The sequence below is a fragment of the Streptomyces sp. 150FB genome (assembly GCF_000818195.1).
Taxonomy (GTDB): Bacteria; Actinomycetota; Actinomycetes; order Streptomycetales; family Streptomycetaceae; genus Streptomyces.
Genome location: NZ_JTHL01000001.1, coordinates 3,676,267 through 3,697,420, shown reverse-complemented (window position 1 = coordinate 3,697,420; position 21,154 = coordinate 3,676,267). Strand labels below are relative to the sequence as shown.

The 21,154-nt window shown below is 70.1% G+C and carries 22 protein-coding genes; 4 read left to right on the top strand and 18 right to left on the bottom strand.

Annotated elements, in window-relative coordinates; all coding sequences use genetic code 11:
- Positions 1-28: 28 nt before the first annotated feature.
- The 9 genes from hypF to QR77_RS15750 all read right to left on the bottom strand — a co-directional run bounded on the left by hypF (position 29) and on the right by QR77_RS15750 (position 10,671).
- Positions 29-2,650: a carbamoyltransferase HypF gene (hypF, locus tag QR77_RS15790; RefSeq protein ID WP_078876719.1), complete on the bottom strand. Its 2,622-nt coding sequence runs from the start codon at positions 2,648-2,650 to the stop codon at positions 29-31.
- Positions 2,651-2,652: 2 nt separating this feature from the next.
- On the bottom strand, positions 2,653-3,273 hold the full coding sequence (locus tag QR77_RS15785; RefSeq protein ID WP_063798038.1) for a hydrogenase maturation protease: 621 nt from the start codon (positions 3,271-3,273) through the stop codon (positions 2,653-2,655).
- Positions 3,274-3,398: 125 nt separating this feature from the next.
- Positions 3,399-3,668, bottom strand: a complete 270-nt coding sequence (locus QR77_RS15780) for a hypothetical protein (protein ID WP_150130383.1) — start codon at positions 3,666-3,668, stop codon at positions 3,399-3,401.
- Positions 3,669-3,801: 133 nt separating this feature from the next.
- The gene (locus QR77_RS15775) at positions 3,802-5,259 is read right to left on the bottom strand and encodes a hypothetical protein (protein ID WP_063798174.1); all 1,458 of its coding nucleotides are present in this window, start codon (positions 5,257-5,259) and stop codon (positions 3,802-3,804) included.
- A 41-nt stretch (positions 5,260-5,300) separates the two neighbouring features.
- A complete protein-coding gene (locus tag QR77_RS15770) occupies positions 5,301-5,948 on the bottom strand; it encodes a DUF6084 family protein (protein ID WP_040022426.1) in 648 nt (215 codons plus the stop codon).
- Positions 5,945-6,646, bottom strand: coding sequence for a DUF5947 family protein (locus QR77_RS15765; RefSeq protein ID WP_052488785.1), 702 nt, complete (start codon positions 6,644-6,646; stop codon positions 5,945-5,947). The genes QR77_RS15770 and QR77_RS15765 overlap by 4 nt, the downstream gene beginning before the upstream one ends.
- Complete coding sequence (locus QR77_RS15760) at positions 6,643-7,698, bottom strand: NifU family protein (protein ID WP_201778807.1); 1,056 nt, start codon at positions 7,696-7,698, stop codon at positions 6,643-6,645. Before QR77_RS15760 ends, QR77_RS15765 begins: the two co-directional genes overlap by 4 nt.
- Before the next feature lie 16 nt (positions 7,699-7,714).
- Positions 7,715-9,508: a nickel-dependent hydrogenase large subunit gene (locus QR77_RS15755; RefSeq protein WP_040022424.1), complete on the bottom strand. Its 1,794-nt coding sequence runs from the start codon at positions 9,506-9,508 to the stop codon at positions 7,715-7,717.
- 107 nt (positions 9,509-9,615) lie between these two features.
- Complete coding sequence (locus tag QR77_RS15750; RefSeq protein WP_040022422.1) at positions 9,616-10,671, bottom strand: hydrogenase expression protein HypE; 1,056 nt, start codon at positions 10,669-10,671, stop codon at positions 9,616-9,618.
- Positions 10,672-10,832: 161 nt separating this feature from the next.
- On the opposite strand from QR77_RS15750, the gene QR77_RS15745 reads away from it, so the two are divergent.
- Positions 10,833-11,162, top strand: a complete 330-nt coding sequence (locus QR77_RS15745; RefSeq protein WP_040022420.1) for a hydrogenase maturation nickel metallochaperone HypA — start codon at positions 10,833-10,835, stop codon at positions 11,160-11,162.
- A gap of 3 nt (positions 11,163-11,165) precedes the next feature.
- Positions 11,166-11,957, top strand: coding sequence for a hydrogenase nickel incorporation protein HypB (hypB, locus tag QR77_RS15740; protein WP_078876717.1), 792 nt, complete (start codon positions 11,166-11,168; stop codon positions 11,955-11,957).
- A gap of 35 nt (positions 11,958-11,992) precedes the next feature.
- Here hypB and QR77_RS15735 read toward each other — a convergent pair whose 3' ends face one another.
- Together QR77_RS15735 and QR77_RS15730 are read right to left on the bottom strand one after the other, a co-directional pair.
- Complete coding sequence (locus QR77_RS15735) at positions 11,993-12,415, bottom strand: PIN domain nuclease (protein ID WP_040022418.1); 423 nt, start codon at positions 12,413-12,415, stop codon at positions 11,993-11,995.
- Positions 12,412-12,627 carry a type II toxin-antitoxin system VapB family antitoxin gene (locus QR77_RS15730; RefSeq protein ID WP_040022416.1) on the bottom strand — a complete coding sequence of 72 codons (216 nt, stop codon included), beginning with the start codon at positions 12,625-12,627 and terminating at the stop codon, positions 12,412-12,414. The genes QR77_RS15735 and QR77_RS15730 overlap by 4 nt, the downstream gene beginning before the upstream one ends.
- Positions 12,628-12,773: 146 nt before the next feature.
- On the opposite strand from QR77_RS15730, the gene QR77_RS15725 reads away from it, so the two are divergent.
- The gene (locus tag QR77_RS15725) at positions 12,774-13,799 is read left to right on the top strand and encodes a hypothetical protein (RefSeq protein WP_040022415.1); all 1,026 of its coding nucleotides are present in this window, start codon (positions 12,774-12,776) and stop codon (positions 13,797-13,799) included.
- Between the two features lie 30 nt (positions 13,800-13,829).
- Here QR77_RS15725 and QR77_RS15720 read toward each other — a convergent pair whose 3' ends face one another.
- The 7 genes from QR77_RS15720 to QR77_RS15690 all read right to left on the bottom strand — a co-directional run bounded on the left by QR77_RS15720 (position 13,830) and on the right by QR77_RS15690 (position 19,961).
- A complete protein-coding gene (locus tag QR77_RS15720; RefSeq protein WP_063798037.1) occupies positions 13,830-14,267 on the bottom strand; it encodes a nitroreductase/quinone reductase family protein in 438 nt (145 codons plus the stop codon).
- A 121-nt stretch (positions 14,268-14,388) separates the two neighbouring features.
- Positions 14,389-15,507, bottom strand: a complete 1,119-nt coding sequence (serC, locus tag QR77_RS15715; protein WP_040022413.1) for a phosphoserine transaminase — start codon at positions 15,505-15,507, stop codon at positions 14,389-14,391.
- Positions 15,508-15,586: 79 nt separating this feature from the next.
- Complete coding sequence (locus QR77_RS15710) at positions 15,587-16,783, bottom strand: cytochrome P450 (protein ID WP_052488783.1); 1,197 nt, start codon at positions 16,781-16,783, stop codon at positions 15,587-15,589.
- An 86-nt stretch (positions 16,784-16,869) separates the two neighbouring features.
- Positions 16,870-17,418: an ATP/GTP-binding protein gene (locus QR77_RS15705; protein ID WP_236711115.1), complete on the bottom strand. Its 549-nt coding sequence runs from the start codon at positions 17,416-17,418 to the stop codon at positions 16,870-16,872.
- Between the two features lie 70 nt (positions 17,419-17,488).
- A complete protein-coding gene (locus tag QR77_RS15700; protein WP_040028040.1) occupies positions 17,489-17,845 on the bottom strand; it encodes a DUF742 domain-containing protein in 357 nt (118 codons plus the stop codon).
- 77 nt (positions 17,846-17,922) lie between these two features.
- Positions 17,923-18,354, bottom strand: coding sequence for a roadblock/LC7 domain-containing protein (locus QR77_RS15695; protein WP_040022409.1), 432 nt, complete (start codon positions 18,352-18,354; stop codon positions 17,923-17,925).
- A complete protein-coding gene (locus QR77_RS15690; protein WP_063798036.1) occupies positions 18,351-19,961 on the bottom strand; it encodes an ATP-binding protein in 1,611 nt (536 codons plus the stop codon). Before QR77_RS15690 ends, QR77_RS15695 begins: the two co-directional genes overlap by 4 nt.
- Before the next feature lie 269 nt (positions 19,962-20,230).
- On the opposite strand from QR77_RS15690, the gene QR77_RS15685 reads away from it, so the two are divergent.
- On the top strand, positions 20,231-21,154 hold a 924-nt coding region (locus QR77_RS15685; protein ID WP_040022408.1), incomplete at its 3' end, for an FAD-binding oxidoreductase.

Genomic DNA, 21,154 nt, shown 5'->3' with positions numbered 1-21,154 from the left:
GGTTCCTTCTCGGTGCATCCCCGGACGGTCAGCCCGAGGCGGCGATCAGGAGCTGGCCGAGGGCGATCCCGCCGTCGTTCGGCGGGAGCAGCCTCGGCCGCAGGACGGTGAAACCGCGCTCGGTCAGGGCGCGTTGGCCGGCCCCGAGCAGTACGGCGTTCTGGAAGACGCCGCCGCCGAGCGCGACCACGTCGAGGCCGGTCCGCCCCCTGGCGATCTCGGCGAGGTCGGCGACGAGCGCGGCGACGCAGGCGTGGAAGCGGGCGGCGATCACTTCCTTGACGACACCCGCGCGCAGATCGGCCACCACGGCGCGGATGACAGGACCGGGATCGGCGACCACGGGTGCCTCCACGTCGCCCCGCTCGTCCGGCAGTCGCACACCGAAGGCGTACGCGCCGCCGTCAGCGCCTTCCGGCCCCGCGGACTCCGCGGCTCCCGCCGGCGCCGCCGACCGGGCCAGCCCCTCCAGTTCGATGGCCGCCTCCGCCTCGTAGTCCACCTGGTGCCGGACCCCGATCAGCGAGGCGACCGCGTCGAAGAGCCGTCCCATGCTGGACGTCGGCACACAGCCGAACCCCGTCCCGAACTGGTGGCGCAGCACGCCCTGTTCCTTGGGCGGGCAGGCCCGCACCGGCGGCAGGTCGTCGTCCCAGGCGACCCCGGCCGCGTGGAGATGGGCGAGCGCCATCCGGTACGGACGGAGCACACTCGCGTCGCCGCCGGCCAGCGGCACGTACCCGAGATGCGCGGCCCGCTCGAAGGACTTGTACCCGGCGATCAGCACCTCGCCGCCCCACGCCGCGCCGTCGGCGCCGTAACCGGTGCCGTCGAAGGCGACCCCGATCACGCTCTCGCCGGGGGCGAGCCCGTGCTCCCCCATGACCGAGGCGATATGGGCGTGGTGGTGCTGCACGGTCCGCACCGCGCGTCCGCGCGCATGGGTACGGGCCCAGCCGGCCGAGCGGTAGCCGGGGTGCCTGTCTCCCACCAACTGGGCGGGCTCGACGCCGGTGAGGCGCTCAAGGTGTTCCTCGGTCCGGGTCAGCGCCTCGACGGTGGACAGGCCGTCCATGTCGCCGATGTGCTGGCTGAGCCAGGCGTACCGGCCCTCGCCCAGCGCGAAGGTGTTCTTCAGATCGGCGCCGACTGCGAGCATCGGCGGTACGTCGAAGGGCAGCGCGAGCGGCAGCGGCGCGTACCCGCGTGACCTGCGGATCGGCAGCTCGGCGCCCGCGACGAACCGGCTGACCGAGTCGTCGCACGGCACCTGGATCGTACGGTCGTGCCGCAGCCAGCCGTCGACCAGCGGCGCCAACTCGGTCAGGGCGAGGGCGTCGTCGGTCACGATCGGCTCACCGGACGCGTTGGCAGAGGTCGCCACCAGCGCGTCGGGCCCCGGCAGATCGTCCCCGATCCCGAAGAGCAGGACGTGCAGCGGGGTGTAGGGGAGCATCACCCCGAGATCGGGGTTCCCGGGCGCGACGGCCGACGCGACGGCCGATGCCACGGCCGGTGCTCCGGCCGGTGCTCCCGCGCGGCGCGGCAGGAGCACGATCGGCTTACGGGCGCCGGTGAGCAGCGCCTCCTCGTCGGCGGTCATCGTCACGAGTTCCCTGGCCACACCGAGGTCGGAGACCATCACGGCGAAGGGTTTCCCACCGCGCCGCTTGCGCCGCCGCAGCTCGGCGACGGCGGCGAGGTTACGGGCGTCGCACATCAGGTGGTAGCCGCCGAGCCCCTTGACGGCGAGGATGCGTCCTTCGGCGAGCATCTCGCGCGCCGCACGCAGCGCCTCGGCGCCGCTCGCAGGGGCGGCGGCCGTCCCCGCGTCCGTCCCGGCCAGGATCAGTTCGAGCCGCGGTCCACAGGCGTGACAGGCGATCGGCTGGGCGTGGAAGCGCCGGTCGCGCGGATCCTCGTACTCCGCCCGGCACGCGTCGCACATCTCGAACGCCGCCATGGTGGTGGCCGCCCTGTCGTAGGGCATACCGGTGACGATGGTGAAGCGCGGGCCGCAGTGGGTGCAGGTGATGAAGGGGTGGCGATAGCGGCGGTCGCCCGGGTCGCACATCTCGGCCAGGCAGTCCGCGCAGGTCGCGACGTCGGGCGAGACGAGCGTACGGGCCCGGCCCCCGGCGCTGGAGACCTCGATGGTGAACTCCGTACCGCCCAGGGTCGGCCGGTCGCTCTCCCGCACGTCTTCCAGCACCGCGAGCGGCGGGGCCTCGGCGCGCAGCCGCCGTCCGAACTCCTCGACGGCGTCGCTCTCGCCCTCGACCTCGGCGATCACACCGGCGCCGGTGTTCACGACCGACCCCGTGAGCGCCAGCTCCGAGGCAGTGACATAGACGAACGGGCGGAACCCCACGCCCTGGACGACGCCGGACACCTCGTACCGCCGCCGGATACGCTCCGGGCGCCCGCGCCCCATCATCTCCAGACCCGACAGCGCCTCGCGCGCCTTGGCCGCGTCGATGATCTCCACGGCGAAGCCCATATGGAGCAGCACCCAGTCGTCCGGGGCGGGCGGCGCGTCGAGCATGCCGATGTTGACGCGCCGCCGCGCGCCCTCGACATCGACGAGGGCGAGCTGGCCGGCGTACCCGTCCACGATCTCCACGACTCGCCCCGGAATGCCAAGGCACATGGTCAGGTCCTCCGGATGCGGGCGGGCTGTACGGGGTGTGGTTCTACCGGTCTTGGTTCTACGGGCTGTTCGGGCTGTTCGTGCTGTACGGGCTGAGGGCCCACGGGCCGGGGCGGCCCCTCCGGCAGGATTCGCCGGACCAGCGCGCGCACCGCTTCCATCGCCTCAGGTACGGCGGCCAGAACCGCTTCGCTGAGCCCGATGCCCTCCTCGACGTCGGCCGGGGTGCAGCCGACGACGTAGGTGAGCGGAAGAGTACCGCCCAGTTGGTCCAGATTTGCGAGTACTGCCACCGGATTCATCCCGTGTGCGTCGAATTCACCCGTGCCGAGGTCGTCGGCGCCGACTTCGAGCACGGTCAGCTCACCGGGCGGGCCGCCGCCGGGGTACGCGTCGACCAGCACCAGCGCCTCGTACCCGTCGAGCAGGTCGTACGCGAGGTGCATGCCCCGGATGCCGTAGTCGGTCAGCCGGACCGGCGGTGGCAGGTCGCCGGACGCGGCGAGCCGGCGGACGACTTCGGGGCCGAAGCCGTCGTCGCCGAGGAAGAGATTGCCGATGCCCGCCACGAGCACGCGACCGGTCACGTCAGCCGGCGGGCCGGCGGTCACTTCAGCGGTCACGTCAGGACTGGTCCTCGGCGCGTGGGGGCGCCGGCGTGGCGCCGGTTCGGGGCGTTCGTCATCGTGCTCCTGCGGTGGGGAAGTGGAGAAGTGGGGAGGTGGGGATGGCGGGCGCCGGGTGCGGCTCAGCCGCCGCCGGACTGGAGGTCGGGCGCGTCCGGGTCCTGGGGCTTGCCGGGCTTGATCGAGGTGTCGGACGTGGGATGGGCACCGCCGGCGGGGCGGCCGGCCGGGCCGCCCGAGGGCTTGTCCGAGCCGGTGTCGCGGGAGCCCTTGGGACCCCGTACCGCCTGCGGCTCCTCCTCGATGTCGTCGCCCGAGCGGGCCCGCATGCCCGAGGAGCCCGATACGCGTGACGCCCCTGACCTGTCTGACTTATCTGGTCTGCTGGACATGTGATTGACTCCCTCGCTCACATCGAACGGATCTTCAGATACCGGCGGATGTCGGGGATCGACATCACGCCGACGACCACGGCGACCGCCGCCACTGCCGCTGCGACTCCTGTGGTGATCATTCCCAGAGTCCTCACGATGGGTTCTCCTCTCGGTGCTGTTCCGGGGGTCGGGGGTCCTCGACGGGCAGGGGTTCCAGCTCGTCGGGCGCGAAGTAGAAGTAGCGGCCGTACCAGTCGTGCATGTCGGACGCCGGGTCGTCGACGAGGACCAGCGCCACATGTGTCCCGCCGTCGACGTCCGAGAGCACGGCCGTCACCCGCGCCACCTGGCCGGCGAAGAAGATGTCCTGCGCGTCGGCGCGGCGGGACGGATGTACGCGGACCAGGCTTCCCTTGGACACGCTGACACCGCCGATCACGACGGCGTCGGACTCCGGGCGCACACTCGCGTCTGCCGCCGGGTCCCACCAGGGCGCGCCGCCCGTGTCGAAGGCGGGGGGCTCGGCGTCGCGCAGATCGGCGTAACCGGGAGCGGCCGACGGCAGTGGCGCGGTCATGGGTGGCGAGAGTGACGGCGACGGCGACGGCGCGTGCGGGTCGCGGAGGAGGCCGTGGAGCTGTTGCAGATCGGCGGCCGACATCTGGTCGCAGCGGTCGATGATCTCCCGGGCCCGTGGATCGGTGGCCCGCGCCTCCGCCTTCTCCTCCTCCGTCATCGTCATCACCCGCAGCGTCAGGATCTCGTCGATCTCGGTGGAGTCGAAGAGGGCGCCCGGGCTCTGCTCGGAGATCTCCGGATGGTCGTACAGGATGATCGGCGCGCCGAGCACGGTGTCGGTCGTCCCCTTCGCACCGGCCAGTACGGGCCAGCAGCGCCGCTGCCGGCAGCGGCCGGCCGCTCCCTCCGCGCCCTCGGGAGGGTCGAGGAGCGAGACGAAGTCCGCCCCGTGCGCCTGGAGGATGAGGTGCGAGCCGATCAGCGAGACGCGGATCGCCGCGTCCTTGTCGGCGGCCGTCCCGGCGTGTTCGTTGTCGACGGACACGGTCAGCCGGAGGAAGCCGTCGTCGAGGTCCGTACGCGTACGGATACGCGCCGCCAGCGGCTCGCGGCGGCGCACGATACGGCCCACCGGGGCGCCCTCCGCGTCCGTCAGCGGCTCGATCTCCTCGCTGCCGGGGATGTGGTGCAGTGTGTCGGTCGGCCCGGCCAGCGAGACGGAGGGCAGCACGATCTCCTGCTCCACCGCCTCGTCCCAGCTCAGCACGGATACGCCGGACACGGTGAGGCTGTCGACCGGGGTGTCGGTGCCGTCCTCGTTCCGCCGCCGTACCTCGCGGACCTGGAGCTGGAGGAAGCGCAGATGGATCGTGACCGCCGCCGGGGTGTCGGACGGGGTGGCCGTGAGCAGGCACCGCATCGCCATGCCGGGCTCCTCGCCGAAGCTCGCGGGCGAGGCGGCGGGCGGACCGAGGACGCCGAACTGCCAGCGTGACTGGTTCTTGTGCGAGCTGGCCCGGTAGGGGTAGAGCAGGTACCCCTCGTACAGCACGGCGTCGGCGATCGTACGGACGTGGTCGATGGGACTCACGGAACCCACCGAACCCACCGAACCCACCGAATCGACGGAACTCACGGGACCACCACCTCACCGATGTCGGCCAGCAGGGTACGTACCGTCTCGTCCCAGCCGATCAGCCCGCGCCGCGACCGGAAGTCGGCGATCTGGTCGAGCACGTCCTGATCCAGCCTGATCCAGCCGGAGTTGGGGAAGTGGGACTCGATCATCCGTCGCCAGACGGCGACCGGCATCAGATGCCGGGCCTCGCAGTCCCAGGGCACCTGGCGCACCCCGAAGCCCGCGCTGCCCTTGGTGAACACCGTCCCCGAGAACAGCAGTGTGAGCGGCACATGGCCGTCGCCGAGCGCGTGCAGATAGCGGGAGCCAATCACGTCGAAGTCGTAGGTGCAGGGCAGCGCGAGGCTCACCTCGGTGGCACCGGTGAAGCCCTGGACCGTGGCGTTGCACTGCATCCAGAGGAACGGCTTCAGGGTGTCGGACCACCGGTCGCGCTCGCCGAACAGGCCGCGCAGGCCGTCCCGTTCGGTGTCGTCGTAGTGTCTGCGCTGCGGTTCGATACGGACCTGACAGCGCAGCACGATCGCGTGGACGCGTTCGCCGGAGCCGTCCTCGATCCGCAGCCGGGCGGTCAACTGCGGTGCCACGGTGTACGGCTCGGCGAACACGTCGAGTACGGAGAAGCTGAGGTCGTCGCTCACCAGGACCCGCCCACGCCGCTTACGCCACCCACGCCGGCAACCTTCGCCGCCGGCCGGCTGCGCTCCTTGACCTGCGCGAAGAAGGCGTCCATCGCGGCGTGCGCCTCCCGGCCGCCGTCGAAGCCGCGCCACAACGTCCGTAGCCTGCCCACCAGTTCGTAACAGGCGTCGATGGGAACCAGGTGACACACCTCGTCCGTGCTCTCGGTGGCTCCGGCCTCCCGAGTACGCCGTACGAGCAGCGCCTCCACATCGGCCCGCAGGACGCCGAGTTCGGGGTGGGCGGTGACGATGGTGTCCCAGGCATCAAGAGGCAGTTCGGACTCGGTGGCACCGGCCGGGCCCGGATAGAACGCGATGGTGCGGTCCTGCACCGAGTTGCGGAACAGGAAAGCGAGTCCCACCGGGATCTGCAACTCGTCCCAGGTCCGTTCGTCGAGGGCGAGGCCCGAGAAGTGCAGATACCGCTCCGGGACCGCCCGGTAGTGGAGGTTCGCGCCCTCGTCGGTGAACAGCAGATAGCAGGCCCGGCAACTGCACATCAGGGCGCGGCTGTCCAGATTCACCACATGCGCGTGCTCGCCGCCGATCTGCTCGGCGCACATCTCGCAGCGCTCCCCGACGACCGGCGCCGGACGGTTACGGGTGACCCGCAGCAGCGCCGCCACCGGGGAGGCCGCATGCCGACCGGTGCTCATGTCGCCACCGCCACCGCTGCCGCAGCGGTCGCCGTCGCCGTCGCCGTCGCCGGGGTGGGTACGGCGACCGAGGCCGTGACCCCGTCGGCGAGCACGGGCAGCGGATCCAGGTGCAGCCCGTCCTCGTCGAGGCAGGCGCCCGCCCGACGTACGTCGTAGTGCGCGTGGCAACCGGGGCACCGCAGCACCGCGTCACCGGAGGCGCCGCCGAGCCGCCTGGCAAGCGCCGCGCCCTTCAGCGAACGGTCGCAGCGGGCGCACCGGTCCAGGAAGGCGAACAGGTCGGCGCCGATCCGGCAGGCCAGCACCGGCACTTCACCCGCGGTGAAGTGCGTGACGGCGCCGGACTCCAGGCCCGCGGGGTCGGGGAACGGCTGCCAGGAGGAGCCCGCCGGGCCGTCGCCGACGCCATCGCCGGCGCCGGCGGCTTGCGCGGTCTCATGAAGCCGCGAGAACAGCGCGTCCACCGGGACCATCGGCCCGGACGCCCCCGCCGTCCCCGACGCGTCCTCGCCCGGGGTCTCGACCTCGATCGTGGTGATCTCCGGGGCCGCCGCCTCGACGGCGCCCTGGACGGCGAGCTTGAGCGTGGCCGACGACGAGGGGCAGCCGTCGCAGCTCCCCAGCAGCCGTAGCCCGACGACACCGTCGTCGCTGACGCCGAGCAGCTCCACATCGCCGCCGTGCGAGCCGAGGTAGGGCCGGACGCTCTCCAGCGCCTTCTCGACCCGGGTCTCGACGCTGTACGGATGCAGCCCGTGCACCAGCAGCAGGCTGGCGACCAGGTCGTCGGCGGCGATGGCGGCGAGCAGGTCGTCGCCCAGGCGGCCCTGCTCGTAGAGGAGGTCCAGCAGCCGTTCGAGACCGGCACCGTAGAAATCGGTGACGAGCCTGACCAGCTCCTCGCTCCGCTCGCGGGCGATCGCGCCGCCCGAGGCGCTGGCGGCGATCAGGGTGTCGATACGCTCCCCGGTCGCACGCCAGTCGGACCCGCCGGCCGCAGCGCCCGCCGTACGTCCTGCCGTGTCCATGACTGTCTCGCTGATTGCCACATCACTCTCCGCCACGTCATTCACTGCCGGCGGACTGAGTGGGCGAGTGGAGCAGTTCCAGCTTCTTGCCCTCGCCGAGATACATGTGCACGCCGCAGGGCAGACAGGGGTCGAAGCTGCGCACCGTACGCATGATGTCGATGCCCTTGAAGTGCTCCCGGTCGTTCTCCTCGAAGATCGGCTGGCCCTGCACCGCGTCCTCGTAGGGCCCCGGCGTCCCGTACGTGTCGCGCGGGCTCGCGTTCCACGGGGTCGGCGGGTACGGGTGGTAGTTGGCGATCTTGCCGTCCCTGATCACCATGTGGTGCGAGAGGACACCGCGTACGGCCTCGGTGAAGCCGCAGCCCACGCCCTCCTCGGGGACCTCGAACTTCTCCCAGGTCTTGGTCCGCCCGGCCCGGATCTCCACGAGCGCCTTCTCGGCGAAGTGCAGCGCGCAGGCGGCGGCGTAGGCCTGGAAGTAGGTGCGTGCCCGGTTGCGTTCGATGGTGTTGCTCCACTGAGGGACGTGCCACTCCAGCTCGACCGGGCCCTTGAGGGCGGTCTTGGGGAGGTTGATCTTCACGCTGTTGCCGGTGGCCTGGATGTAGCCGATGTCGACCAGACCGGCCAGCGCCGTGACCCAGAGCCGGGCCAGCGGGCCGCCGCCGGTGTCGAGGGCCAGGTAGTCCTTGCCGTCGAACCAGCGGGGGGACATCACCCAGCTGTATTTGTCGTCCAGGTCGCGCTTCTGCGGCTGCGGGTTCGTGTGCTGGTTCCACGGGTGCCGCCGGTCGACCGGGTTGCCGAGCGGGTCGTGGGTCACGAACATCTCCTGCTCGTCCCAGTCGTTGTAGTACGACGAGCCGAGCAGGATGCGGATGCCGAGGTTGATCTTCACGAGGTCGGTGGTGACGAGTTTCCCGTCCACGACCACGCCGGGGGTCACGTACATCTTCCGACCCCAGTCGGTCATGTCCTTGTACTCGAAGTTGCAGTGCTCGGGGTCCTGGAACGAGCCCCAACAGCCCAGCAGGATGCGCCGGTTGCCGACCTGCTCGTAGCCGGGCAGCGCCTCGTAGAAGAAGTCGAAGAGGTCGTCGTGCATCGGCACGACCTTCTTCATGAACTCCACGTAGCGCTGGAGCCGGGTGATGTAGTCGGTCATGAGCTGGATGGTGGCCACGGTGCCGACGCCGCCCGGGTAGAGCGTGGAGGGGTGCACATGGCGCCCCTCCATCAGGCAGAACATCTCCCGCGTCATACGGCTGACCTGGAGCGCCTCACGGTAGAACTCACCGGTGAAGGGGTTCAGCGAGCGCATGATGTCGCCGATGGTCTTGTACCCATGGGCCTCGGCGTGCGGGGAGGACGTCCGGTTGGCCTGCTCCAGCACCCCGGGATTGGTCTCGGCGACCATTTTCTCGCAGTAGTCGACCCCGACCAGATTCTCCTGGAAGATGTTGTGGTCGAACATGTACTCGGCGGCCTCACCGAGATTGACGATCCATTCGCCGAGGTGCGGCGGCTTCACACCGTAGGCCATGTTCTGCGCGTAGCAGGAACAGGTGGCGTGGTTGTCACCGCAGATACCGCAGATCCGGCTGGTGATGAAGTGCGCGTCCCGCGGGTCCTTGCCCTTCATGAAGACCGAATAGCCGCGGAAGATGGAGCTGGTGCTGTGGCACTCGGCGACCACCTTCTGCTTGAAGTCGATCTTTGTGTAGATGCCGAGGCTGCCGACGATACGGGTGATGGGGTCCCAGGCCATCTCCACCAGTTCGTCTTTGCCCTGTTTCCCGCCGGCACCCTTGTGCTGCGTCGCGGTCATTGCGCCGCTCCCTCATCTTTCTTTTGTCGCCGTGAGTTGCTCGTCGAGTGCGCGTCGAGATACGCGGTGAGTCGCGCGTAGAGATACGCGGTGAGTCGCGCGCCGGTCTACCAGGTGCGGGCGGCGCCGGTGGTGAGACGATTTCCGGGTTTACGCCACTTGGGCTCGCGGTCGAGAGTGTGCGTGGTGATGTGGCGCAGCCGCCGCATCGTCGATCCGTACACGCCGACCGAGTTGGTGGAGAGTTTCCCGCCGGGGGGCTCGTCCATGAAGGGCATGAACTTGTCCGGGAATCCGGGCATGGTGCAGCCGATACAGATTCCGCCGACGTTGGGGCAGCCGCCGATTCCGTTCATCCAGCCGCGTTTCGGCACATTGCATTTGACGGTGGGACCCCAGCAGCCCAGTTTGACGATGCATTTGGGCGAGCCGTACTCCGTCGCGAAGTCGCCCTGCTCGTAGTAGCCGGCCCGGTCGCAGCCCTCGTGGACGGTCTGGCCGAACAGCCAGGTCGGCCGCAGCGCGTCGTCGAGCGGGATCATCGGGGCCTGGTCGGTGGCCATGTAGAGCAGGTACGTGAGGGTCTCCGACAGGTTGTCGGGCTGGATCGGGCAGCCGGGGACGCACACGATCGGGATGCCGGCCTTGGACTTCCAGTCCCAGCCCAGGTAGTCGGGCACACCCATGGCGCCGGTCGGGTTGCCGGCCATGGCGTGGATACCGCCGTACGTGGCACAGGTGCCGACCGCGACGACCGCGGTGGCCTTGGGCGCGAGCCGGTCGAGCCACTCGCTGGTGGTCATCGGCTGGCCGGTGGCCGGGTCGTTCCCGAAGCCGCACCAGTAGCCCTCTTCGTGCAGTTTCTCGTTGGGGATCGACCCCTCGACGACGAGGACGAACGGTTCCAGTTCGCCTCTGTCCGCCTTGAAGAACCACTCAAGGAAGTCGTCGGCGCCGCCGTTCGGGCCGCACTCGAAATCGATGAGGGGCCAATGCACGGCCACCTGGGGAAGTCCGGGCAACGCGCCGAGCGCGATCTCCTCGATGCTGGGCTGGGTGGCTGCGGTCAGTGAGACCGAATCGCCGTCACAACTGAGACCCGCATTGATCCACAGCACGTGGATAAGCGTGTCCTCGGCCTTTACTGCTTCCTTTGTCGGCATAGCGCCGCCGCCTTCATGAGTGTGGTGTCGCTCACATTGCTACCATCTAGGCGCCGCCTCAGTGCTCTGTCAACACGAGGAAAAGGTGTGCGCTGACAGGTGCGCACTGGACCGGCCGGGTGATTCGGCGGAGCGGAAACCGATGTGGGAACGAGGCAGTGATGCATGAATTGTCGATCACGCAGAGCGTCGTGGACGCGGTGTGCGAACGTGCCGCGGGACGGCCGGTTCATACGGTCAGCGTGCGGGTCGGCATGCTTACGGCGGTAGTGGCCGACTCCATGCGATTCTGCTTCGACCTGATCACCGAGGGAACGGTGGCCGAGGGCGCACGACTCGAAATCGACCAGCCGCCGGGAAACGGTCACTGCCGTGAATGCGACACCGATTTCACCCTGACCGATCCCGTATTGCTGTGTCCGTGCGGCAGCGCCGACGTGGACATCACGTCGGGACGGGAGCTACAGATCATTTCGATGAGAGTGGGTTGACGTATGTGCGGTACGTGCGGTTGTGACGAAGCGGGCGGCGCGGGCGGAGCGGGCGCGGGAACGAGGATCGCGAAGCCGCCGTCCGGGCTAACGGAGGGCCACCCCCACCCCCATACGCACCCGCACCCGCACGCGCGCCCGGGCGAAGCCACCGAGACGATCACGCTGGAACAGCGAGTGCTGGCCAAGAACGAGACCGTGGCCGCGCACAACCGCGTCTGGCTGGCCGACCGGGGCATCGTCGCGGTGAACATGATGAGCTCCCCGGGCGCTGGCAAGACCACGCTGCTCGAACGCACCATCAGAGACCTCGGCGGCCGCCGCCCGGTCGCGGTCATCGAGGGCGACCAGGAGACGATGCTCGACGCCGAGCGGATCAAGCGGGCCGGCTGCGCGGTGGTACAGGTGAACACCGGTGCGGGCTGCCATCTGGACGCGGAGATGATGCAGGGCGCCCTCACCACCCTGTCCCCGGAGCCGGGCTCGCTGATCCTGGTCGAGAACGTCGGCAACCTGGTGTGCCCGGCCCTCTTCGACCTGGGGGAGCGCAGCAAGGTAGTGATCATCTCGGTCACCGAGGGCACGGACAAGCCGCTGAAGTACCCCTACATGTTCGCCGCGGCCGACCTGGTGGTCATCAACAAGATCGACCTGCTGCCGTACGTCGACTTCGACCCCGACGGCTGCGAGAAGTACGCACGCTCGGTGAACCCGGACGTCCGGGTCCTGACCGTATCGGCGACGACGGGCGAGGGCATGAACGACTGGTACGACTGGGTGGCCGACCAGTACTGACTCATCCCGTCCGGATCACCGGCCTACCGGCGCGGTCACTTCCCGGTCTCGGGTCCGTACCACTGGAGGGCCTGCCCGGTCACAGCCGCGATGCATTCGAAGTCGTGATCGTGATGCAGCAGGGTCAGGCCCTGTAGTTCGGCCGTCGCCGCGACGACGAGATCAACAGGACCGGCGCTCCGGTGCAGGCCCCGTGCGGTCAGTGCTTCCTGGACGCGCCATGCCTGGTCGTAGGCGCGGTCGTCCACAGGCACCCATCCGAAGAGCATCCGCATGTCGTCGATGCCGCGCTCGCGGTCTTCTGAGGAGCGCGCGCTGTAGAAGAATTCGAGTTCGGTGACGGGGCATGTCGCGATGAGCCCCGCCGTTGCCGCCTGGTCCCAGCCATACTGCTCGGCGCCAGGATGCATGAATCGCGCGAGTGCGCTGGTGTCGATCAGAAATTGTGCGGCACTCACCGACGGTAGTTCCTCTTGTCTTCAAGCAGTTCAAGATCGAACGCGCCGTCGTTGGCCGTGGCCCGCAGACGAGTCAGTGCCATTGCGCGGCGCCGGTTGTCCAGAACCTCGCGCAGCGCGGTGTTGACCGTCTCCTTCTTCGTGCCCGTGCCGAGCGCCTGTGCCACGTCGGCGAGCAGTTCGTCGTCAAGATCGATCACGGTCCGGCTCATGCATGCACCTCCGATGATATCAACTCGTGTAGAAAGTATATCTCGGCTACGGGACCTGGCTCACCGTCGACGGGGACTCCGTCCGGCGCCGGCGGACTGTTCAGCCTCCGGGACACGGGAGCGGCGCGGGCTGGCAGGGTGGGGGGATGCGTTTGTCTTCGCGTCATCCTGGTTCGCGTTCCCTCGGTGTCCTCGCGGTGGTCGGCGCCGCGTTTCTCGCGGTGGCCGGGCCTGTCTCCGGCGCTTTCGCCGACGGGGGCAAGGCCGATCAGACCTTCACCATCAAGGACCCCCGGATAACGGAGTCCAGTGGGCTGGCCGCCAGCCATCTGCATCCGGGGATCTACTGGACGCACAACGACAGCGACGACGGGCCGTACGTCTACGCCGTCGACTCGCGTACCGGTGAGACCGTCGCGACGATCACCATGACGGGCGTCGGCGAGCCCCGGGACGTGGAGGCCATCTCCATCGGGCCCGACGGTGATGTGTACGTCGGTGACATCGGCGACAACCTCGGCGGTAGCTGGGACCACGTGTGGATCTACCGGTTCCCCGAGCCCGCGCGGCTCAAGGACGCGACGGTGCGGGCGACGCAGTACACGGTGAAGTACGCCGACGGGCCGCGTAACGCCGAGTCGTTGATGGTCGACCCGAAGACCGGGCGGGTCTACATCGCCTCGAAGAACGAGGACGGCGGCGGGCTCTACGAAGGCCCGGCGACGCTCACCTCGTCAGGGACGAACGTCTTCCGGCGGATCGGGGACGTGCCGTGGGTGACCGACGGCGCGTTCTCGCCGGACGGCAAGCACCTCGTCCTGCGCTCGTACTTGGGCGCCACGTCGTACGTGTGGAAGAACGGCGAGCTGGGGGCGAGCGAGGCGGTGGGCGCGCCGTTCCAGGGGCAGTCCGAGTCGGTGACGTACACGGCGGACGGCAGGGCGCTGATGTTCGGCTCCGAGGGCAAGGAGAGCCAGGTCGAGCGGCTGGACGTGGAGCCGGAACCGGGTGCCAAAGCCCCGTCGGACAAAGGGAGTTCGGCGTCCGGGGCGAGTGGGTCGGCCGACGGCGGGGACAGTGGCGGGAACGGGGGCATGTCGCTCGGTGCCGTCGTACTGGTCGGCGCCGCCGTGCTGTTCTTCGGCTTCAAGGGGCTGCGCAAGAAGAAGTGACCCCGCCCGCAAGTAGGGCGCCGCGCACGCCTATTCGCCGGTGCGGGTGGTGGCCGTGGCTTCTGTGGCGTCCAGTTGGATGACCGGGAAGGCGCGGGACGTGTGTGTCTCGTACTCCCGGAAGTCCGGCCAGTAGTCCACCATCACGGCGTACAGCCGGTCCCGCTCCGGGCCTTCGCGCCACACCGTGGGCTTCGCCCTCAGTGTGCGTTCGCCGACCTCGATGGTGACCTCGGACATGGCCTCCAGGTTCGACACGAGCAGCGGTTCCTTGTCGGCGCCGCCGTTCGATGCGCTCGTGAGGAAGCTGCCGCTGTCGGTCGTGTACACCATCGGATTGATGTACTCCTTGCCCGAGCGCCTGCCGACGGTGTGCAGGAGCAGCAGGTGCTTGCCTTCGAAGTGACCGCCGACGACTCCGCCGTTCGCGCGGAACTCCGCGATGACAGGTGCGTTCATATCACTCATATGGCCATGCTAAGCCGCGCCGGCGATGGCTGCGCGCGCTCGCGCGGGCCCGGAGCGCAGTGCGCTCCGGGCCCGCGGTGAGATCAAGAAGTTCTTGAAGCCTCTGAAATCCCTGAATCTGTCAGAGGTGATCGATCACGTAGTCGACGCACGCCGTCAGCGCCTCGATGTCCGCCGGGTCGACCGCCGGGAACATCGCGACACGGAGCTGGTTGCGGCCCAGCTTGCGGTACGGCTCGGTGTCCACGATGCCGTTCGCGCGCAGCACCTTGGCGACGGCCGCCGCGTCGATCTCGTCCGAGAAGTCGATCGTCCCGATGACCTGCGAGCGCTTCGCCGGGTCGGTGACGAACGGCGTCGCGTGCTTGGACGCCTCGGCCCAGCCGTACAGCGTCCCGGACGAGGTGGCCGTACGCTGTACCGCCCAGTCCAGGCCGCCCTGCGAGTTGAACCAGGTGAGCTGCTCGTTCAGCAGGAACAGCGTGGCCAGCGCGGGGGTGTTGTACGTCTGGTTCTTCACCGAGTTGTCGATCGCGGTCGGCAGCGAGAAGAACTCGGGTACGTGGCGCCCCGAGGCGTGCACGCGCGCCGCGCGTTCGAGCGCGGTCGGCGAGAAGACCGCCACCCACAGGCCGCCGTCGGAGGCGAAGGACTTCTGCGGGGCGAAGTAGTAGACGTCCGTCTCGGCGATGTCGACCGGCAGGCCGCCGGCGCCGGAGGTGGCGTCCACGACGACCAGGGAGCCTTCGTCGGCGCCCGCGACGCGCTTGACCGGCGCGGCCACGCCCGTCGACGTCTCGTTGTGGGTGAGCGCGTAGACGTCGACGCCTGACTCGGCCACCGGGTCGGGGTGCGAGCCCGGGTCGGCGGAGATCACGGTCGGGTCGGCCAGCCAGGGGGCGAGCTTCGCGGCCTTGGCGAACTTCGACGAGAACTCACCGAAGGTGAGGTGCTGCGACTTGTTCTCGATCAGACCGTGGGTCGCGACGTCCCAGAAGGCGGTGGAGCCGCCGTTGCCGAGAATCACCTCGTAACCCTCGGGGAGCTGGAAGAGGTCCCGTACGCCGTCACGTACGGCGCCGACCAGGTTCTTGACCGGGGCCTGGCGGTGCGACGTACCGAGGAGAGACGTGCCGGTCGCCGCGAGGGCGTCCACCGCCTCCGTACGAACCTTGGAGGGGCCCGCGCCGAAACGGCCGTCGGCGGGCTTGATGTCGAGAGGAATCTGGATATCGGCCACGGAGCGGAGCCTATCCGTTCCATGGAGTTCGGCGGAAGCGCGTCCGTCGGATGAGATGCCCGGGCGGACGGCCGGAATCTCAGCCCGCGGTGCCCAGCGCGGGCGTCGGCGTGAAGACCACCGGCAGTTCCGAGAGGCCGCGCAGCCAGGGGGACGGGCGCCTGGTGAGCTGATCGGCGGGCACGGCCAGATCGAGGTCGGGCAGCCGGTCGAGCAGCACCTCGATGGCGGCGCGGGCGATGATCTCGGCGATCTCCTGGGCGGGGAAGGGGCAGCGGTGCTCGCCGTGGCCGAAGGAGAGGTGGGCGTGGTTGCCGCCGGTGAGCGCCGAGCCGTCCGTACGGACCTGGGGGTCGTAGTTGGCACCGGCGAGGCTCAGTACGAGCAGGTCCCCGGCCCGGATGTCGCGGTCGCCGAGCCGGGTGTCGCGGGTGGCCCAGCGGCCCGCCACGTTCTGGTTGGGGGTGTCCTCCCAGAGGACCTCGTTCATCGCCTCGGCGACGCTGTGCCGGCCGCCGGACAGGGAGGCGGCGAACCGTTCGTCGGTGAGCATCAGCCGCAGCGAATTGCCGATCCAGTCGGCGGTGGAGCCGTGCCCCGCAGCCACGATCACCATCATGTCCTGGAAGACCTCCTCGTCCGAGAAGCCCGCGGTGTTCCGCAGCATCCGGGAGACGACGTCCTGGCCGGGTACGGCGCGCCGCTCGGCGAGCAGGCTCCGCATGCCGGCGAGGTGGCCGAGACCGGCGAGGGCCGGCTCACCGCCGTCGACGATGTCGTTGAGCGCGGCGACGATGCCGGGGCCCTGCGCGTCGGGGAAGCCGAAGAGCCTGGCGAGGACCCGTACGGGGAGACGCATCGCGTACTCGCCGACGATGTCCGTGCCGCCCTGGGTGCAGAACGCGTCGATCAGCTCGTCCGCGTATCGCTCGGCGTACTGCTTGATCGTGAACGGCTCCATGACCTCCAGCGCGTCACTGACCATCGCGGCGCGCTCCCGGTGCCGCTCGCCGACGGTGTTGAGGATGCACTGCTGCCGGTGCGGGAACATCGGCAGCAGCGGCCAGTCGTCGGGGATGGAGTCCCACTGGTTCCAGATGTCGGGGTCGCGGCTGAAGAGCGCCGGGTCGGCGGTGATCTGGAGCACCTCGCGGTAGCCGACGACCAGCCAGGCCGGGATGTCACCGTCGAGGAGTACGGGGGCCACGGCGCCGTGGTCGCGCCGGATGTCCCGGTAGAGCTGGTGGGGCTCGCCCCTGAAGTACGGGCCTGCCATGGATATGGCGCCCACCGGGCAGCCGTTCTGCTCACCGGGTGCGGGGACCGGCGTGGGTGCGGGGGCGGGTGTGGGAATCGGCGGTGTCACTGTGTGCTCTCCGAGGACAGGGTGTGGAGGTACTCGACCAGCGTGATCAGTACGTACTTGCTGGACGACCGGTCCCGCGCGTCGCACTCCATCAGCGGGACCTCCGGTGACAGGTCGAGCGCCTCGCGGATCTGCTGCTCGGTGTGGACGGGCCCGCCGAAGTCGTTGCAGGCCACGATGAACGGGGTGCCGTGCTGCTCGAGCCGGTCGATGGCGTACCAGGAGTCGGAGAGCCGCCGGGTGTCGACCAGGACGACGGCGCCGAGCGTGCCGGAGAAGAGCCGCTCCCAGAGGAACCAGAAGCGCTCCTGGCCGGGCGCCCCGAACAGGTAGAGCACCGAGCGCTCGTCGAGCGAGATTCGGCCGAAGTCGAACGCGACGGTCGTCGACGTCTTCGTACGGAGCCCGTCGTGGTCGCCGAGTTCGTCGATGCCCTCGCCGGCCTGGGTCATCGTCTCCTCGGTGTTGAGGGGACGGATCTCGCTGACGGAGCGGACCATGGTCGTCTTGCCGACGCCGAAGCCGCCGACGATGACGATCTTCAGGCCGTTGTCGGCCGTACTGGCGAGCGACGGCCCGCCGGAGCCGGGGCGGGGGTGCGGTGCGGCCCGCCGTTCAAAGGTTACGGAGTCCAACGAGCACCTGCTCCAGGATGTCGGGATGGGGAAGCCCGTCGGCCGCGCGGGCCGTACGGGGGTGGCGGGCGCTGATCCGGCCGGTGTCGAGCAGGTCGCCGAGCATGATGCGCACGATGCTGCCGGGCAGCCCCAGCTCGGCGGCGATCTCGACCACGGCCGTCGGGCGGACGCACATACGCAGGATCGCCGCGTGCTCCGACTGCATGCCGGGGGTGGGGTCGCACTCCGCCACGATCAGGGTCACCAGGTCGAAGGTGGCGGAGTCGGACCGGCTGCGGCCGCCGGTGAGGGTGTACAGCCTGTCCGGACTGTCGTCGCGGCCGGGGCCGCCCAGGGCGTGCGGGCGGTCGGGGGTGCCCGGCCCGCCGGGGGTGCCTGGTCGGTCGGGGGTGCCCGGCCCGCCCGGCAGGCTCATACCCGTACGTCGCCTTCTTCTGGCGTACGGGGTGGCGCGCTGAGGTGGTCTCCCAACTGCTCGACGAGTTCGGTCATGTTGTGCCCGACGAGGCCGACGTCGGAGTCCTCGGAGGCGACCAGGGCGAGGTGCGCGCCGTGGCCCGCCTCGACGATCAGCAGCAGCCCGCCGTAGAACTCGGCCATGGCGGACCGTACGCCGCCCCGGCCGTCGCCGAACTCGACGGAGGCGCCGTGCGCGAGGCTCTGGATACCGGCGGCTATGGCGGCGAGTTGGTCGGCCTGGTCGATGCTGAGTTCGGGCGTACGGCAGAGCTTGAGGCCGTCCCTGGACAGCACGAGCGCGTGGCGGGCACCGGGGGTGCGCTGGAGCAGGCTCTCCAGCAGCCAGTTCAGCTTCTCGTCGGTGGCGGTGGAAATGCCGGTCATCTGGTCTTGCCCTCCGGGGCTGTGGAGTTGGCGGAGTCGGCGGGGCCGGCCGGTCGCGGGGAGGCGGCCTCTTGCGGGGAGCCTGCCGGTTGCGTGGAGGCGGCCCCCTGCGGGGAGGTGGCGCGTACGGCCTGGCGGAAGTCGGCGAACCTGAGCGGCCGGGTGGCGGGAGCGGCGGGCACGGTCGCGGGCGACGAGGCTGTCGCGGTCGCTGTGGTGGCTTCGGCCTTGCGTTTCCTGGTCTCGCCCATCCGGCGCCGGGCGGCGGCGAGCGTACGGCCACGGCGGCGCTTGGGAAGCCCGGACTCGCCGAACTCGGGGTGCTCGGCGGTGGTGTCGGCGCCGTCGGCGCTGTCTGTGCCGTCTGTGGGGTCCGCGCTGTCTGCCGCGTCGGCGGCCCCGGGCGTCTCCGGCGGGAGTTCGGCGCGTGCGGGGGAGAGCGCCGGGGCTGTCTCACGTACCGCCCCGGCCGCGGCGGGCTCGGGCGCGGCGGGCTCGGAGATCGGCTCTTCGGCAACGGCAGGCTCGGCAACCGCCACTGCCGTAACCGCCACCGCCACCTCCGCCACCGGCGGATGCACCGCCGCCGGTGTCGCCACGTCCGTGCCCGCCCGCGTCAGCACCTCCTGCGGCAGCATCATCAACGCGCCGGTGCCGCCGCGCGCCGACGGCCGGAAGGAGACCGTCAGGCCGTGCTTCCGCGCGAGGCGTCCGACGACCGACAGCCCGAGACGCGAGCCGTAGGCGGAGGCAAAGCCCTCCTCCTCGGCCGTCACCGCCTGCTCGGCGCGGCGCAGTTGGACCTCGCTCATCACCAGCCCGCTGTCCTCGACGGTGATGACGACCCCGGCCGGGACCTCCTCGACGTACACATGCACTTCGGCGGTCAGCGGCGAGAAGTTCGCGGCGTTGTCGAGGAGTTCGGCGAGCGCGTGCATCACGCCCTCGGCGGCGTGGCCGGCCACCGCGACCTCGCTGGTCGAGTGGAGCCGTACGCGCTGGTAGCCGCTGATCCGGCCCATCGCGCCGCGCAGGATCGACTCCATCACGATCGGCCTCGCCCAGCGCCTGCCCGAACGTGCCCCGGTCAGTACGGCGAAGGAGTCGGCCAGCCGTCCCGCCTGGGCGGTGCGGTGGTCGAGGTGCAGCAGGTCGCCGAGGACCTCCTCGTCGGCGTGCCGGTCCTCCATGTCACGCAGGTCGGCGAGCATGCCCGTCATGAGGGCCTGCATCCGCCCGGCCGCGTTGGCGTTGGCCGCGGCGGCCGAGGCGCGGACGATGTCGGAGCGGGCGGCGGCCTCGTGGGCGCGCTGCGCCTCGGTGGTGGCGGTCCTGACGTTCTCCGCCGCGCGCAGTACCTCGGCGGAGAGTTTCCCGGCGCGCTCGGTGAGGAGGTCGTTCTGCCTGCGGAGCTGCCGGTTGCTCCACAGCGCGCTCGCGGCGAGGGTGACGGCCGCCGTCAGCAGCACGGCTCCGGCGCCCGAGCCCCAGGCCAGCGGGGTACGTACGGAGGACGGGGCGCTGGACACCGCCCAGCCGCACAGGAGACCGCTCACGGCGGCCGATATCAGCAGGGCCGGTGCGGTCGGCCGGAGTGAGAGGCGCAAATTCGGCTACCTAGGCTGACTAGTGGAAGAGTGGAACAGTGGACGAGTGGGGCGAATATCCCCGAAAGGGTTAATGGCAGACACGCGCTAATTTTGTTGCTTCCTGACTCAAACGGTCGACACTATAGGAGAGTTGGCGAACCGTTTGTGAGGTTCTTGTTCCTTTTTTTCCGAGGTCGGTCACACATCACAATCCGCCGTTTCATACGAGGATCCGTTGTGAACGCGCCGAACCGGAGCGGCGCGTGGTGCGGATGCATCCTGGACGTATGGCTGAGCAGCGAGAGCAGAAGCGGGACGTGCGGAGCGAGAGGCCCGGCGGCCCGCGGGGTGGCGGTCCCGGCGGCACGCGGCGGGAGACGACGGAGCTGGCGCGCGCGCTCGCGACCGCCGTGCGCGGTGAGGTCGACTTCAGCGCGGCGGCGCGCGCCCTGAACACGATGGACGCGTCCAACTACCGGCGCGTACCGGTCGGTGTCTTCGCGCCGCGCGACGCCAGAGACGTGGCGGCGGGGCTGGCGGTGTGCCGGGACCACCGGGTGCCGGTGCTGGCGCGCGGCGCCGGGACGTCGATCGCCGGACAGGCGACCGGTGTGGGTGTTGTGTTCGATCTCACGCGCCATATGCGCTCGATCGTCTCCGTGGACGCCGAGGCGCGGACGGCCGTCGTCCAGCCGGGCGTCGTACTGGACGACCTGCGCGACGCCGTACGCCCCCACGGGCTGACCTTCGGCCCGGACCCCTCCACGCACAACCGCTGCACGATGGGCGGCATGATCGGCAACAACTCGTGCGGCTCGCACTCGGTGGCGTGGGGCACGACGGCCGACAACGTGTCGCAGGTGTCGGTCGTCAGGTACGGCGGCGGCGCGCCACTGCGGCTCGGCCGGGGCTGGGGCGAGGCTCCCCGGGGACTGCGCGAACTCATCGACGCGAACCTCGCGTTGCTGCGCACCGGCTTCCCCGCCGGGCTGCCGCGGCTCATCTCCGGATACGCGCTGGACGCGCTGCTCCCCGAGTCCGGCACCGACCTCGCCCGCGCCTTCTGCGGCAGCGAGGGCACGCTGGGCGTGCTGACCGAGGCGACCGTACGGCTGGTCGAGTCCCCGCCGGCCCGCGCGCTCGCCATCCTCGGGTACGCGGACGAGAGCGCGGCCGCCGAGGCCGCCGCCGGGCTGCTGCCGTACGGCCCG